General features: G+C 66.7%; 14 protein-coding genes. 8 read left to right on the top strand and 6 right to left on the bottom strand.

Annotation, left to right across the window (positions count from 1 at the left end; translation table 11 throughout):
• The first annotated feature begins 38 nt into the window (after nt 1-38).
• From IB256_RS08360 to IB256_RS08345, 4 genes are read left to right on the top strand one after another with little or no spacing between them, the layout of a single operon-like run.
• Nucleotides 39-827 (top strand): ABC transporter permease, encoded by a 789-nt coding sequence (locus tag IB256_RS08360; RefSeq protein ID WP_192402079.1) that lies wholly within the window; start codon nt 39-41, stop codon nt 825-827.
• Nucleotides 824-1,672 carry an ABC transporter ATP-binding protein gene (locus IB256_RS08355; protein WP_192295739.1) on the top strand — a complete coding sequence of 283 codons (849 nt, stop codon included), beginning with the start codon at nt 824-826 and terminating at the stop codon, nt 1,670-1,672. Before IB256_RS08360 ends, IB256_RS08355 begins: the two co-directional genes overlap by 4 nt.
• Nucleotides 1,669-2,652 carry a HEAT repeat domain-containing protein gene (locus IB256_RS08350; protein WP_192295740.1) on the top strand — a complete coding sequence of 328 codons (984 nt, stop codon included), beginning with the start codon at nt 1,669-1,671 and terminating at the stop codon, nt 2,650-2,652. Before IB256_RS08355 ends, IB256_RS08350 begins: the two co-directional genes overlap by 4 nt.
• Entirely contained in the window at nt 2,649-2,933 is a 285-nt protein-coding gene (locus tag IB256_RS08345; RefSeq protein WP_081517018.1) for a gamma-butyrobetaine hydroxylase-like domain-containing protein, read from the top strand. The genes IB256_RS08350 and IB256_RS08345 overlap by 4 nt, the downstream gene beginning before the upstream one ends.
• A gap of 1 nt (nt 2,934) precedes the next feature.
• Here the strand turns inward: IB256_RS08345 and IB256_RS08340 are convergent, their stop codons facing one another.
• Nucleotides 2,935-3,582 (bottom strand): alpha/beta hydrolase, encoded by a 648-nt coding sequence (locus IB256_RS08340; protein ID WP_192402077.1) that lies wholly within the window; start codon nt 3,580-3,582, stop codon nt 2,935-2,937.
• Nucleotides 3,583-3,933: 351 nt separating this feature from the next.
• On the opposite strand from IB256_RS08340, the gene IB256_RS08335 reads away from it, so the two are divergent.
• On the top strand, nt 3,934-4,704 hold the full coding sequence (locus tag IB256_RS08335; RefSeq protein WP_192295742.1) for an alpha/beta fold hydrolase: 771 nt from the start codon (nt 3,934-3,936) through the stop codon (nt 4,702-4,704).
• 51 nt (nt 4,705-4,755) lie between these two features.
• On the opposite strand, the gene IB256_RS08330 is transcribed toward IB256_RS08335, so the two are convergent.
• Entirely contained in the window at nt 4,756-6,096 is a 1,341-nt protein-coding gene (locus IB256_RS08330; protein WP_405308171.1) for an OprD family porin, read from the bottom strand.
• Between the two features lie 637 nt (nt 6,097-6,733).
• Between IB256_RS08330 and IB256_RS08325 the strand changes: the two genes are divergently transcribed.
• From IB256_RS08325 to IB256_RS08315, 3 genes are all read left to right on the top strand, one after another.
• Nucleotides 6,734-7,246 carry a winged helix-turn-helix transcriptional regulator gene (locus IB256_RS08325; protein ID WP_192402075.1) on the top strand — a complete coding sequence of 171 codons (513 nt, stop codon included), beginning with the start codon at nt 6,734-6,736 and terminating at the stop codon, nt 7,244-7,246.
• An 11-nt stretch (nt 7,247-7,257) separates the two neighbouring features.
• Nucleotides 7,258-8,385, top strand: a complete 1,128-nt coding sequence (locus IB256_RS08320) for an HlyD family secretion protein (RefSeq protein WP_192402073.1) — start codon at nt 7,258-7,260, stop codon at nt 8,383-8,385.
• Nucleotides 8,386-8,486: 101 nt separating this feature from the next.
• Nucleotides 8,487-9,974 carry a DHA2 family efflux MFS transporter permease subunit gene (locus IB256_RS08315; protein WP_225601699.1) on the top strand — a complete coding sequence of 496 codons (1,488 nt, stop codon included), beginning with the start codon at nt 8,487-8,489 and terminating at the stop codon, nt 9,972-9,974.
• On the opposite strand, the gene IB256_RS08310 is transcribed toward IB256_RS08315, so the two are convergent.
• The 4 genes from IB256_RS08310 to IB256_RS08295 form a co-directional block, all read right to left on the bottom strand.
• Nucleotides 9,968-10,870, bottom strand: coding sequence for a LysR family transcriptional regulator (locus tag IB256_RS08310; protein ID WP_192295745.1), 903 nt, complete (start codon nt 10,868-10,870; stop codon nt 9,968-9,970). The genes IB256_RS08315 and IB256_RS08310 overlap by 7 nt on opposite strands.
• Nucleotides 10,871-10,943: 73 nt before the next feature.
• Nucleotides 10,944-12,143, bottom strand: a complete 1,200-nt coding sequence (locus tag IB256_RS08305) for an MFS transporter (RefSeq protein ID WP_192402071.1) — start codon at nt 12,141-12,143, stop codon at nt 10,944-10,946.
• 120 nt (nt 12,144-12,263) lie between these two features.
• The gene (locus tag IB256_RS08300) at nt 12,264-13,169 is read right to left on the bottom strand and encodes a LysR substrate-binding domain-containing protein (protein WP_192402069.1); all 906 of its coding nucleotides are present in this window, start codon (nt 13,167-13,169) and stop codon (nt 12,264-12,266) included.
• Between the two features lie 272 nt (nt 13,170-13,441).
• Complete coding sequence (locus tag IB256_RS08295) at nt 13,442-14,470, bottom strand: ABC transporter substrate-binding protein (RefSeq protein WP_138215559.1); 1,029 nt, start codon at nt 14,468-14,470, stop codon at nt 13,442-13,444.
• Nucleotides 14,471-14,511: the final 41 nt, after the last annotated feature.

The raw sequence follows: 14,511 nt of genomic DNA, 5'->3' as shown, positions 1-14,511 counted from the left end.
CCCCGGCGCCCACGCGCCGGGGCGGGCGGAGACCGCAGATGAACACCACCCCCCTCACCCGCTGGAGCCTGCGCCTGGCCTCTCTGCTGGTCTGCCTCGCACTCTGGCAGGTGCTCAGCGCGCGCCACGTCAACCTCGGCGTGGTCACCTTCGCCAACGTGCCCGGCCCGCGTGCCGTGCTCGACGCCGCCTGGGACCTCGCGCAATCGAGCAAGCTCGGCCGCCACCTGGGCAGCAGCCTGCTGCGGGTGCTCGCCGGTTACCTGCTGGCGGCTTTCGCCGGCATCCTCCTCGGACTCGTCATCGGCCGTGGGCGCTGGGCGCGCGACAGCCTGTTGCCACCGCTGGAAGTGCTGCGGCCGATCCCGGCGGTGGCCTGGATTCCGCTGGCGATCCTGATGTTCCCCAGCTCCGAACTGTCGATGATCTTCATCACCTTCACCGGCGCGCTGTTCCCGATCCTGCTCAACACCATCCATGGCGTCGAAGCCGTCGACCCGCGCCTGCTCGCCTCCGCCCGCAGCCTCGGCGCCGGGCGCCTGGCGCTGCTGCGCGAAGTGGTGCTGCCGGGCGCCGCGCCGAGCATCGTCACGGGCCTGGCCATCGGCATGGGCACCTCGTGGTTCTGCCTGGTGACCGCCGAGATGATTTCCGGGCAATGGGGCATCGGCTATTACACCTGGGAGTCCTACACCTTGCAGAACTACCCCGACATCGTCGTCGGCATGCTGCTGATCGGCGTGCTCGGCATGGCCAGCAGCCTGCTGGTACGCCAGCTCGGCGCCCTGGTCACGCCCTGGCAGCGCCAGGCCGGAGGCAAGCCATGACCCTGCCCGCCAGCGCACCGGGGCGCGTACGCGTCGACGGTCTGTCGATCCACCTGGGCAGCGGCCGCGACGCCTTCGAGGCCGTGCAATCCCTGAGTTTCTCCATCGAGCCCGGCGAGTTCGTCTGCGTGCTCGGCCCCTCCGGCTGCGGCAAGTCCACCCTGCTCGGCGCCCTGGCCGGGCACCTGAGGCCCAGCGCCGGCCAGCTGGAAGTGGACGGCCAGAGCGTCGCCGGGCCGTCGCCCGAGCGCGGCATGGTGTTCCAGCACCACACCTTGCTGCCCTGGCGGACCGTGCGCAACAACGTCGCCTTCGGCCTGAAGATGCGCGGCGTGCCCCGCACCGAGCGCCATCGCCAGGCGGACGAGATGCTCCAGCTGGTGGGCCTGAACGGTTTTGCGGGGCGCTGGCCATCGCAGCTCTCCGGCGGCATGCAGCAGCGCGTGGAGATCGCCCGTGTGCTGATCAACCAGCCGCGCCTGCTGCTGATGGACGAACCCTTCGGCGCCCTCGATGCGCAGACGCGGATGATGATGCAGGAGCTGCTGCTGGACATCTGGACGCGCCTGCGCACCAGCGTGCTGTTCATCACCCACGACATCGACGAGGCGCTGTTCCTCGCCGACCGCATCCTGGTGATGAGTCCGCGCCCCGGACGCATCCTCGAGGACATCCGCCTCGACTTCCCGCGCCCGCGCCACGCCGACCTGCTCACCAGCCCGGAATTCTCCCGGCTCAAGCGCCACTGCCTGGAACTGCTGCGCCACGAAGACGGCCGCCAGCTGCCGCGCCTGACGCCACTGGGCCTGCCCACTCCACAACGGATACCGCGATTCGCCATATGACCGACTTCAATCCCTCATCCAGCATCAGCACCGACAATCCCGACATCCTCGACCTCCAGCCACGCCTGCAGGACGCCGACGCCGGCGTACGGCGCATCGCCCTGATCGAACTGGCCGACCTGGAAGAACCCGATGGCCTGCCCTGGCTCGCCCACGCGCTGAACCATGACTCCGCCGCCAGCGTCCGCGCCGAGGCCGCGCGCCTGCTGGAAGCCTGGGAAGAACCTGAGGTGGTGGACGCCCTCTGCCAGGCCCTGGCCGACAGCGACAATGAAGTGCGCGAAGCCGCCGCCCAGAGCCTGAGCGAACTGAAGACCGCCGAGGCCGGCGTGCGCCTGCTGCCCTGGGCGACCCATGCCGACCTCTTCGTCCGCCGCAGCGCCTTGCGCGCCCTGCGCGAACTGCGTCTGGAAGTGGCCGCCGAACCGGCCCTGGCAGCGCTGGACGACAGCGACGCCGGCGTGCGCCGCGAAGCCGTGGGCATCCTCGGCTGGCTCAAGCGCATTGACGCGCTGCCGCACCTGGCGCGCCTGACCCGTGACGACCCGGACGCCGAAGTCCGCCGTGCGGCTGCCGGCGCCCTCGGCCTGGCCATCGACGCCAGCGTGCTGCCAGCCCTGCAAGCGGCGCTGGCCGACCCGGCCTGGCAGGTGCGCGAGGAAGCCGCCGGCACCCTCGGCAAACTGGCTCTGCCCGAAGCCGGTGATGCGCTGGTACAGGCACTGGAAGACAACTTCTGGCAGGTGCGCCTGCGCGCCGCCCGCTCGCTGGGCAAGCTGCGTTATCTGCCGGCGCTGGAAGGCCTGAAAGTCGTCCTCGGCCACGGCATCAGCAACCTGCGCAAGGAAGCGGCACTGGCTCTGGGTGAGCTGGGCAGCGGCGATGCCATCGACGCGCTGCGCAACGCCGAAATCGACGGCGACCCGGAAGTTCGCAAGGCCGTGCGTATCGCGCTCACCCAACTGGGGCAGCCAGCGTGAACACACCCGTCGCACTGCACCGCTCCAGCGCCGACAGGGAATTGCGCATCCGCTGGGACGACGGCGTCGAGCAGTGCATCGCCTTCACCCGCCTGCGCGGCGCCTGCCCCTGCTCGCAGTGCCGTGCGGCGCGCCTTCAGGGGCGCATCGAGCTGGTCTGCGCCGGAGTCGTCCTGCAGGAACTGAACCTGCAGGGTTATGGCGTACAGCTGGTGTTCGACGATGGCCACGACCGGGGTATCTACCCCTGGTCCTACCTGCGCGAACTGGGACGGAGATAACTCAGGTGATCGCGCGGGACAGGTGCTCCAGCACGCGCTCCACCGCGCGCTCCAGGCAACCCTTGAAGAAGTGGTCCGCGCCGGCGTAGAGCACCACCTCGCGCTGCGTCGGGCGCGCCCAGTCGAGCAGGTTCGCCAGCGGCGCCATCTCGTCCGCCTCGCCATGCAGCAGCAGGCAATCGGCAGGCAGGTCCTGTGCTTCGTAGTCCCGGCCACCGGGCACCGTGCCCACCGGCAAACCCATCAGCGCGATGGCCTGCGCGGGCGGCGACAGCTCGCTGGCTATGCGGGCAAATACATACGAGCCGAAGGAAAAGCCCACCAGCGCCAGCGGCAGCTGCGGATACTCGCTACGCAGGTGCGCGATCACCGCGAGCATGTCCTGCGCCTCGCCGACGCCTTCGGCGTACTCGCCCTGGCTGCCATCCACACCCCGGAAGCTCGGCCGCACGGTCATCCAGCCGGCGCCACAGAGCTTGCGCGAAAGGGTCAGCGGCACGCGGTGTTTGGGGCTGCCGCCGAGCAGCGGCTGCGGATGGCTGATCAGCGCGATGCCTTGCACCGGCAAGTCCGGCCGGTCGACCAGCAACTGCAGCTTGCCCACCGGGCCATCGATCAGTTGTGTGCTGCGCTGTTCTTCGGCGGGCATCGGATTTCCTTGGGAAGGGAGGGAACCCGCATTGTAGAACCGTCGCTTTCCCGCGTCATGGCACGCAAGGCCCGTTGCGGATCCGCCAGGACAACAGCAGATCGAATGTCGTTCTCCCCTTCATCGGGAGTGGCAAACGAATGACGAACAAACTGACGCTTCCCACAACAAAAGCAGATCCGAATTTGATCGACTTCAACCTCGCCCGAACTGCCACCCTGCGTCCCTGCTCCGCCCCCTACCCTGACCTCACTGCCATGCCCATGGCGGTACGCACGAAGAAGCTGCCATGCCGTCTCGTGCGTCTTCCGCAAGCCTCCGGGTTCTGCAATCCCAATGGGAGTGTGAGACATGAACACCTACCCCTTTGACGAGCAGAAGGACCTGCTGCGTTGGCAAGATGTCTGCTATGGAGCGTCACCCCTGATCTACATTCACGGCCTGGGCTGCGCATCGACCAGCGACTATCCCGCGGTCATCGCGTCGGACGCCTATTGCCGGCGCCGCTCCTGGCTGGTCGACCTGCCCGGCGCCGGTTTCAGCGACAAGCCCGACGCTACCCTCTACGGCACAACGGCCCAGGCCCAGACACTGGAAAACTGGATTCTCAGCACCGGCGTCAACCGCTGCGGCCTGTTCGGTCACAGCGCCGGCGCCTTCATCGCGCTCAAGCTCGCGGCCGCGCTGCCAACCAAGGTCAACAAGCTGATCCTCTGCCAACCCGGCCTCACCGAATATGGCGTCGCCCTGCTCGAATCCATCACGGCCATGGGTGAAAGCGAGTTTGTCGCCATCGGCTTTTCACAACTGCTTGAACGACTCAGGGAAGACGGAGACAACGAAGCCTGGCTCGGCCCCTTCCAGGTCAGCTCGCCGCAGGCCATCTACCAGTGGGCCGGCGCGGCGCTCGCCGACTACGACACTGGGCGGTGGATCGAGGCCCTGAAAGTGCTGCGTACCCCCAAAAAGGCCGTAATCCTCTCGGACAACACCCCCTTGAACGACATCCGCCTGTATCACCAGGCCGGCTGCCGGGTTGAGATCGTTGCCCATAGCGGGCACATGATCGCCTACGACAACCCGGATGGCCTGGCGCAGGCAATTTCCCACCTCGCCTGTTAGACACGCTACGTGCCGCACCGGCGCCCCAGAACGAGGCGCCGGTGCCAGCCATTACAGGATCGACAGCGGGTAGTCGACGATCAGGCGGAACTCATTGACGTCGCCCTCGGCCTGGTCGGCGTTGCCTCGATGGATCGCCTCACGCAGGCGGAAGGACAGGTCCTTCGCCGGCCCGGACTGCACCACGTACTTGGCTTCCAGGTTGGTCTCGTGGTGCTTGCCGTCCTCACCGTAGCCATAGCCGCGGTACGGGCTGTCGGCGGCCATTTTCGTGCCGTCGATGCCATGGCCGTTGACGTAGCGGGCCATGAAGCTCAGGCCGGGGATGCCGTAGGTGGCCATCGCCAGGTCATAGCGCAGCTGCCAGGACTTCTCTTCCGGACCGTTGAAGTCCGAGTACTGGATGGAGTTGGCGAGGAAGATCGAATCGCCGGTGTCGCCGGGGCCGTTGACGCCGAAGGCCACGTAGTCGAACGGCGTATCGCCGTGGACCTTCTGATACGCCAGCGTCAGGGTATGCGCGGTGAGGAAGGTGTACGCGGCGGCGGCGGACCAGGTGGTGTTGCTGATCTCGCCGGCCTTGGCGCTGCCGTCGTCATTGGTGCGGTAGAGGTTGAAATCGAAGTTCAGCGACTGGTCATCCGCCAGCGGCAGCGTGTAGTTGGCGTTACCGTAGTACTGGCGCCACACGTCTTCGAGTTTGGACGCATACAGCGAGAAGTTCAGCGCGTCGTTGACCGCGTACTTGCCGCCCACGTAGTCGATGCTGCTGGCCTCGACGTTGGCGTAGGAGGCCCAGATGCCGTGGTCGCCGTTGGTGGTCACCGGGCCGTTGCCGCCGGTGAAGTGGCCGCCGTCCAGGTCCAGCCCCTCGATCTCGCTGCTGAGCACGTTGAAGCCGGTGGCGGTCTGTGGGAACAGGCGGGTGCCGCCGGCGGCGAACACCGGTGCGGTGGGCTGCAGGTCGCCCCAGCGCAGTTCGGTCCTGGAGACGCGCAGCTTCACCGCGCCGCCAGCGCGGCCGTACTCGCTTTCCGGCGAGCCGTCGTCACGCACCGGCAGGTTGCCGGTGCCGGAGGTGCCGGCACCGCCGTCCAGGCGGATGCCCCAGTTGCCGAAGGCCTCGACACCGAAGCCGACGGTGCCCTGGGTGAAGCCGGAGCTGTAATTCAGCGTGAAGCCCTGGGTCCAGTCCTTGCGGTCACCGGCCCCGGACTTGCGGTCGCTGTTGTAGTAGTAGTTGCGCATCAGCAGCGAAGCGGTGCTGCCTTCGATGAAGCCGGTGGCTTCGGACTGGTCGGAAACGGCGGCGGCGTGCGCCAGCTGGAACGGAATGCCGGCGAGCGATGCACTGACACAGGCACCGAGCATTGAAAGACGGAACGCGGACATCTGCTACCCCTTTGTTGGACTTGTCTTGGCAGGTGTATCGATTGAATTCTGAACAACTTTCTTATGTTTCCCCGCCCTAGGCAGAGCCAGCGAAGAGATAACAATCCCTCGTCCGCGCCTCAAACCAGCTTTGTCGATAGTCGATATCGAGACGAATGATTCAGCATTTGACGATATCGCCATTAAGCTTGCGCCCCGATGAAGCACATGAGTCCCGGACGCCCGCTCCAGAGCGTCCGGAGGATTGCTCCACTTCATCATCCTTTGGTTTGGCCGCCTCCCCAGGCGGCCTTTTTTTGCCTGAAGAAAAGTTGTGGAACAGCCGTTCCAGACCATTTATCGGATAATTATCCCGGCCACCTCCCAAGTTATTCGCACGGTATTTCCCGCTAACTTTCCCTGAACTTATCCGGGCAATTTCCGCAGGATCAGGCAACTATTTCGCCCGCCGGAAGTTCACCCGGCACGCCGTTCATCCCCTGCGCCGTCCCTCCCCCAACGACTCACTTGCGCAAAGCAAGTGACCGTTTTAGATTACGACCATAATCTTTTCCGACCGAGCCTTGCCTGTGGCATTGCCAGGCCCGTGACAAGGCGGCCCGATTGGATGATGACATTAATTTAAAGAGGTGCAGCCATGCGCAGAACCAGCTTCGACCACTTGCCCTGCCCCGTCGCCCAGGCGCTGGACCTGATCGGCGACAGCTGGAACATGCTGATCCTGCGCGAATCCTTCTACGGCTCCACCCGCTTCGATCAGTTCCTCGCACGATTGGGCATTGCCAGTAACGTGCTCACCCGCCGCCTGCGCGCCCTGGTGGACAGCGGTCTGCTGCAGCGCCGCCAGTACAACGACCACCCGCCGCGCTTCGACTACCTGCTCACCGAGCGCGGCCGCGACCTGCGCTCGGTGCTGCTGACCCTGCTGCAGTGGGGCAAGCGCCACGCCGGCATGGCCAACGCCGCCGAGCTGGTGGACACCCGCAACGGCCGCCCCGTGCGTATCGCCCTGGTGGATGCCGACAGCGGCGAGCCCATCGGTCCGCAGCACCAGATTCACCGCCGCGAGGGCGACCGACTCGTCCCCGTCTTCCCGCAAGCAATTCCCCAGAACATTCCCCAGACCACTCCCCACGCCGATCACGCCTGAGCGAGGCCGCCATGAACCAGCCCTTCACCCTCCCCACCACGCCAGCCGTCGACACGGCCAGACCGAAATCCCGCAAGGCGCTCAGGCTGGGCATCGTCACCGCAGCCATCCTCGGCGCAGCCGCCTACGCCGGGCACTGGTGGCTCGACGGGCGCTTTCTGGAGAAGACCGACGATGCCTACGTCGGCGGCGACGTCACCGTCATCAGCCCGCGCGTAGCCGGCTACATCGCCGAGTTGAAAGTCAGCGATAACCAGCGGGTGCATGCCGGCGACCTGCTCGCGCGCATCGATGACCGTGACTACCGCGCCGCTCTGGCAAAAGCCGAGGGCGCGGTGCATGCCGAGGAAGCGGCGCTGGGCAATGTCGACGCCCAGGCCTCGCTGCAGGACGCACTGATCCGCCAGAGCCAGGCGGAGATCGACGCCGCCGCTGCGGAAGAGGTTCGCACCCGCGACGACCAACGCCGCTACGCCACCCTGGTGCGCACCAACGCCGTGTCGGTGGAAGCCGCACAGCGCGCCGACGCCAGCTTCAAATCCGCCCGCGCCAACAGCGACAAGGCCCGTGCCAGCCTGCTTGCCGCGCGTCGCCAGCTGGACGTGATCCACAGCCAGCGCCAGCAGGCCCAGGCCGCGCTGGAGCAGGCCGTCGCCGCCCGTGACCTGGCGCACCTGGACCTTGGCTACACCGAACTGCGAGCCCCGGTGGACGGCTACATCGGCAACCGCCGTGCGCGGGTCGGCAGCTACGTCGCCGCCGGTACCCAGTTGCTCGCCGTGGTGCCCGCGCAGGGCCTGTGGGTGGACGCCAATTTCAAGGAAGACCAACTGGCGCGCATGCAACCCGGCCAGGCGGTGACCATCGAGGCCGACATCCTCCCGGGCAAGGTCTTCCACGGCCACCTGGACAGCCTCGCCCCGGCCACCGGCGCGCAGTTCAGCATCCTCCCGCCGGAGAACGCCACCGGCAACTTCACCAAGATCGTCCAGCGCGTGCCGGTGCGCGTGCACCTGGACGACGCCGACGGCCGCCTCGGCAACCTGCGCCCCGGCCTTTCCGTGCTGGTGGAAGTGGACACCCGCGCCCACGAGCATGGCGACGCCGACCAGCGCGTCGCCCTGAGCAACCAGCCGTGAACCTCTCCGGCAGCAAGCTGTGGATCGCAAAGCACTGGAGCAGCGAAGTGGTGCCGGTGGAGAGCCTTTCCACCGGCCGCAAGGTCATCTCCTTCGCCTGCATGTGCCTGGGGATGTTCATCGCCCTGCTGGACATCCAGATCGTCTCCGCCTCGCTGCGCGACATCGGCGGCGGGCTATCGGCCGGTGCCGATGAACTGGCCTGGGTGCAGACCAGTTACCTGATCGCCGAGATCATCGTCATCCCGCTCTCCGGCTGGCTGTCCAAGGTGCTCTCCACCCGTTGGCTGTTCGCCGCCTCGGCACTGGGCTTCACCCTCACCAGTCTGCTCTGCGCCATGGCCTGGAACATCCAGAGCATGATCGCCTTCCGCGCGCTGCAGGGCTTTCTCGGTGGTTCGATGATCCCCATGGTGTTCACCACCGGCTTCCTCTACTTCGACGGCAAGCAGCGGGTGATAGTCGCCGCCACCATCGGCGCCATCGCCTCCCTCGCGCCGACCCTCGGGCCGGTGATCGGCGGCTGGATCACTGACATTTCCTCCTGGCCCTGGCTGTTCTATATCAACCTGGTGCCGGGGCTGTTCGTCGCCATCGTAGTGCCGATCATGGTGCGCATCGACAAGCCCGACCTGTCGCTGCTCAAGGGCGCCGACTACCCGGCGATTCTGCTGATGGCGCTGTTCCTCGGCTGCCTGGAATACACCCTGGAGGAAGGCCCGCGCTGGAACTGGTTCAGCGACGACACCATCGTCGTCACCGCCTGGGTTTCCGGCCTGTGCGGCATCGCCTTCATCTACCGCAGCCTGACCGCCGCGCACCCCATCGTCGACCTGCGCGCCCTGAGGGAACGCAACTTCGCCCTCGGCTGCCTGTTCAGCTTCGTCACCGGCATCGGCATCTTCGCCACCATCTACCTGACCCCGCTGTTCCTCGGCCGGGTGCGCGGCTACGGCGCGCTGGACATCGGCCTGGCGATCTTCTCCACGGGCATCTTCCAGATCATGAGCATTCCGCTCTACGCCGCCCTCGCCCGGCGCGTCGACCTGCGCTGGATACTGTTGCTGGGGATGGTGATGTTCACCCTGTCGATGTATGAATTCGCCCCGCTGACCCACGACTGGGGCGCGGGCCAGTTGATGTTCCCGCAGGCCCTGCGCGGCATGGCGCAGCAGTTCTGCGTAGCGCCCACCGTGACGCTGGCACTGGGCTCACTGCCGCCGGAGCGCCTGAAGCTCGCCTCCGGGCTGTTCAACCTGATGCGCAACCTGGGCGGCGCCATCGGCATCGCCGCCTGCGCCACGGTGCTCAACGACCGCGCCAACCTGCACTTCCTGCGCCTGGCGGAGCACCTGAACAGCGGCAACGAAGCGCTCAACCACTGGCTGGCGCCATCCATGGAGCTCAACGGCGAACCGTCGCAGCAGGCGCTCAAGCACCTGTGGAACCTGACCTGGCGCGAGGCGCAGACACTGACCTTCGCCGATGCCTTCCTGCTGGTCGGCGCGTGCTTCGCGGTGACGCTGCTGTTGGTGCCGCTGATGCGCAGGATCGCCCCGCCCACGCAGCCCAGCGCAGACAATCACTGAGCCGCCATCAGCTCCTCGAGGAAGGCGACGAACACGCGGATGCGGCTGGATTCACGCAGGCTCGGCGGGTACAGCACGTTGATGCTGCCCACGGTGTTGCCGGGATAGGAGTCGTACTCGGGCAGCAGGCGCACCAGCCTTCCGGCGCGAACGTCTTCGGCCACCAGCCAGTCCGACAGCAGCGCGATGCCACCGCCGGCCAGCGCGGTCTCGCGCAGGACATCGGCATTGTTGCTCTGCAGGCGGCCCTGCACGTTGAGCGGCCAGGTGTCCTGGCCGTCGCTACAGGTCCAGGTCAGGTGCGCGCCGCCGTAGTCGAAGCGCAGGCACTGGTGCTCCATCAGGTCCAGCGGGTGGGCCGGCGTGCCGGCGCGTTGCAGGTAGTCGGGGCTCGCCACCAGCCAGCGCTGGAACTGGCCGATGGGGCGACTGATGATGTCGTCGCTGGTAAGGCTCGAACCCAGGCGCACGGACAGGTCGATCTGCTGTTTCGGCAGGTCGGTGATCTGGTCGCTGAGGGACAGGCTGACTTCCAGCTCCGGGTACTGCGCCAGCAGGCTTCCCAGGTGCGGGGCGATGACTCGGCGACCGAATTCCACCGGTACGCTGACGCGCAACCGCCCCTTCGCCTCGCGGCCACGGTCGCTGACCAGTCCGTCGGCTTCCACCAACGCCTCGAGGATTTCCACGGCCTTGTCGTAGTACGCCTGTCCGGCGAGCGTCGGGCTGCTGTGGCGGGTGGTGCGGTTGAGCAGCGTGGCGCCCAGCTCCGCTTCCAGCGCCGCCACCTGGCGGGTCACCGAGGAGGTTGCCACGCCGAGCTTGCGGGCCGCCGCCGAGTAACCGCCACAACGGACGGTCTCGACGAACATCGACAGGGCCTGCAGTTTGTCCATGGCGGCACTCCGGGAGCGGGAAACCCCGGAGTGTACCCAATCACCCCTGCGCTCGCCTTGCACGCCTGTGCTCTCAGGCGTGGCTGTCGCCGCGCAGCAGGAAGAGCAAGGTGGCGATGGTCGGGATGACCGCCGCGCCGATGGCGAACGGCGTCCAGCTGATGGCTTCGTAGAGCGGGCTGGCAACCAGCGAGCCGAGCGCACCGCCGACGAAGATGCTGGTCATGTACACCGCGTTCAGGCGCGCACGGCTGTGCGGGTCAAGGGCGTACACCTCACGCTGGCCAAGCACCATGTTCAGCTGCACCGCGAAATCCAGCAGCACCGCGCACACCACCAGCCAGAAGAATCCCGCACCGGGCAGCGCACCGAGCAACAGCGCGAACGGCGCCAGCAGCAGCGCCACCAGGGTGCCCTTGAAGGTATGCCCGGCATCCGCCAGCCGTCCGGCGATGGGCGCGGCGACGGCGCCGACGGCGCCTACCAGGGCGAACAGCGCGACCTGAGTCTGGCTGAAGCCATGGTGGCGGATCAGCTCGATGGGGGCGATGGTCCAGAAGGCGCTGAACGCGGCGAACAGCAGCCCTTGGTAGAGCGCGCGTTCACGCAGCACGGCGTAGCGCCGCGCCAGGGAGAACACCGAACCGATCAGCTGCGGGTAGGTCGCGCTGTGGGCTGGTACGCGGCGCGGCAGCGCCACCGCCATCACCAGCGCGATCACCAGCATCAGCACGGACGCGGCGAGAAACACCCCGCGCCAGCCGAAGACTTCCGCCACCAGGCTGGACACCGGCCGTGACAGCAGGATGCCCAGCAGTAGGCCGCCCATGATGTTGCCCACCACGCGGCCACGGGCCTCTTCCGGCGCCAGGTGCGCGGCCAGCGGCACGAGGATCTGCACTGCCACCGAGGTCAGGCCGATCAGCAGTGCGCAGGCCAGCAGCACCGAAGGCGAATTCGCCAGCCCGGCGCCGGCCAGGCACAGCGCCACGGCCAGAGTGAAGCCGATCACCAGCTTGCGGTTTTCCAGCAGGTCCGCCAGCGGCACCAGGAACAGCAGGCCAATGGCGTAGCCGAACTGCGTCAAAGAGACGATCAGGCTGGCTTTTTCGGTGGAGAGGCCGATTGCCGGGGCAATCAGCTCGACGATGGGCTGCGCGTAGTAGAGGTTGGCGACCACGGCGCCGCAGCAGAAGGCCAGCAGCACCACCATCGCTGAGGACAGGGTCGGCTGCGCGTGGTCGGCCGGAAGGGAATTCGAAGCGGGGTTCATGACCATTCCTTGTGGGAAAAACAGTGGCGCCAGCCTATGCCGGCAGCCTTCCGCGCAGAATCGGTCGGGCCGGCAATACAGCGGTGCGCGAAACGCAACGCTGCCTGCCGGCGCGACGGTTCAGGCCATGTCGCTGTTGCTGAATTCCTCGGCGAGGAAGTCGATTAGTGTGCGTACCGAGGGCAGCAGGCCACGGCGCGAGGGGAAGATCGCGTGGACGATGCCGCACTTGGGCGACCAGCCCGGCAGCAGCTCGACCAGCCGGCCGGCAGCCAGGTCCTCGCGCACCGCCACACGCGGCACGTGGGCGATGCCGACACCGGCGATCACCGCATTGCGCAGGGCCAGCAGGTCGTCGGTGACCATGCGCGGCTTGTGAGAGATCAACAGGCGCTCCCCTTCCTCGTTGAACAACTCCCACTGGTATTCGCGCTGCATGCCGCCCCAGTGCAGGCTGGGCAGCTGGCCGAAGCCCATCGGCGAGCTGTCGCCGGTCATGCGTTCGAGGAAATCCGGGCGCCCCACCAGGCACTGGGTGCTGTTGCCCAGCACCTTCATCACCATGTCGGTGTTCTCCAGCGGCGGGAAGCGCACCCGCAGGGCGATATCGAAACCCTCGTGGAGCAGGTCGACGCGGCGGTTGGTGCTCTCGATGAACAGTTCCACCAGCGGGTATTTGAGCATGTAGCGGGTGAGCATCGGCCCGACCCAGGAGTTGAGCAGCGTCGTCGGGCAGGCCAGCCGCACCAGTCCGCGTGGCTCGGCGCGGTTGCGTTCGATGACCTCCGAAGCACCTTCCGCCTCGATGCGCATGGCCACGCAGCGCTGGTAGTACTCCTGGCCGATCTCGGTCAGCGAGCAGTGCCGGCTGGTGCGGTGCAGCAGACGCACGCCCAGGCGTTCCTCCAACTGGGCGATGCGCCGGCTGAGCTTGGACTTGGGGATGTCCAGCGCGCGGCCGGCAGCGGCGAAACCACCCTGCTCCACCACCTGAGTGAAGTAATAGAGGGTGTTGAGGTCTTCCATGGGTTGTTCTCCGCCTGGAACGCTGGGAAAGCTGCGCAGCTTACCGTATCAGGTGATGCGGCACGCGCCAGCCATGCTGCGGCGGTCATGTACGGGGAGAATGGAGTCAACCGCTCCTGCGAGCGGAAAGCGTCGGTGCGGGTCTGCAGTAGCGTCCCATGGGCGCGGCCGCAGGCAAGGCCCGCCCCTGCTGGGGAACACGACTCCTCGCAGGGGCGGGCCGTACCAGCGACACGATCACGCGGGTGTTGCCACCCGCGTCAAACCGCCGATCAGCCCTTCGCCGCCCAGGCGTTGAAGCGCTGCTCGAGGTCCTCGCCGTGGTCGACCCAGAACTCGAAGTTCACCGGCACCGCCTGCTCGAGGTTCGCCGGCGCCGTGTTCAGGCGCTCGATCAGCTTGGGATCGATCAGCTTGTTGGTCCCCAGGTTCACCGAGCCGTAACCCAGCTTCACGGTGTGGATCTTCTGCTGCTCGGGCGACAGCGAGAAGGCGATGAAGTCCTCGGCGGCCTTCTTGTTCGGGCTGCCCTTGGGGATCGCCCAGGAGTCGATGGCATACAGGCTGCCGTTCCACACCACCTTCATCGGCACGCCCTCCTCCTGCGCAGCGAAGGCGCGGCCGTTGTAGGCAGTGCTCATGACCACGTCGCCGCTGGCGAGGAACTGCATCGGCTGCGCGCCGGACTCCCACCACTGGATCGATGGCTTGATCTCATCGAGCTTCTTGAACGCGCGGTCCACGCCTTCCTTGGTGGACAGTACCTTGTACAGGTCTTCCTTCTTCACGCCATCGGCCAGCAGGGCGATCTCCAGGGTGTACTTGGCGCCCTTGCGCAGCGAGCGCTTGCCGGGGAATTTCTTCGTGTCCCAGAAATCCGTCCAGCCGGTCGGGCCGTTGGCAAGGCGTTTACCGTCGTAGACCATGGCCATCGACCAGACCAGCAGGCCGGCGCCGCAGTCGGAGATGGTGCCGGGCACGTAATCTTCGGCCTTGCCGAGGATCGCCGGATCGAGTTGCTCGAACAGGCCTTCTTCGCAGCCGCGCAGCAGCTCAGGGCCTTCCACCTGGACGACGTCCCAGTTGACGCCGCCGGTGTCGACCATGGCCTTGATCTTGCCCATTTCGCCGTTGTACTCGCCGGCGATCACCTTCATACCTTCCTTCTTCTCGAAGGGCTTGTAGAAGGCCTCGGTCTGTACGTCCTTGCTGATACCACCGAAGGAGATCACGGTCAGATCAGCAGCCATGGCGCCGGACGCCACGCCCATGAGCAGGGCTCCCAGAATCGGGTTTTTCATTTCCACCTCTTGGCTTTGTTGTTGGCAGATGGTTCAAGCAC

It is taken from the genome of Pseudomonas sp. PDM17 (assembly GCF_014851985.1).
GTDB lineage: Bacteria > Pseudomonadota > Gammaproteobacteria > Pseudomonadales > Pseudomonadaceae > Pseudomonas.
The sequence above is the reverse complement of the archived record's forward strand: the minus strand, read 5'-3'. Positions and strand labels throughout refer to the sequence as shown.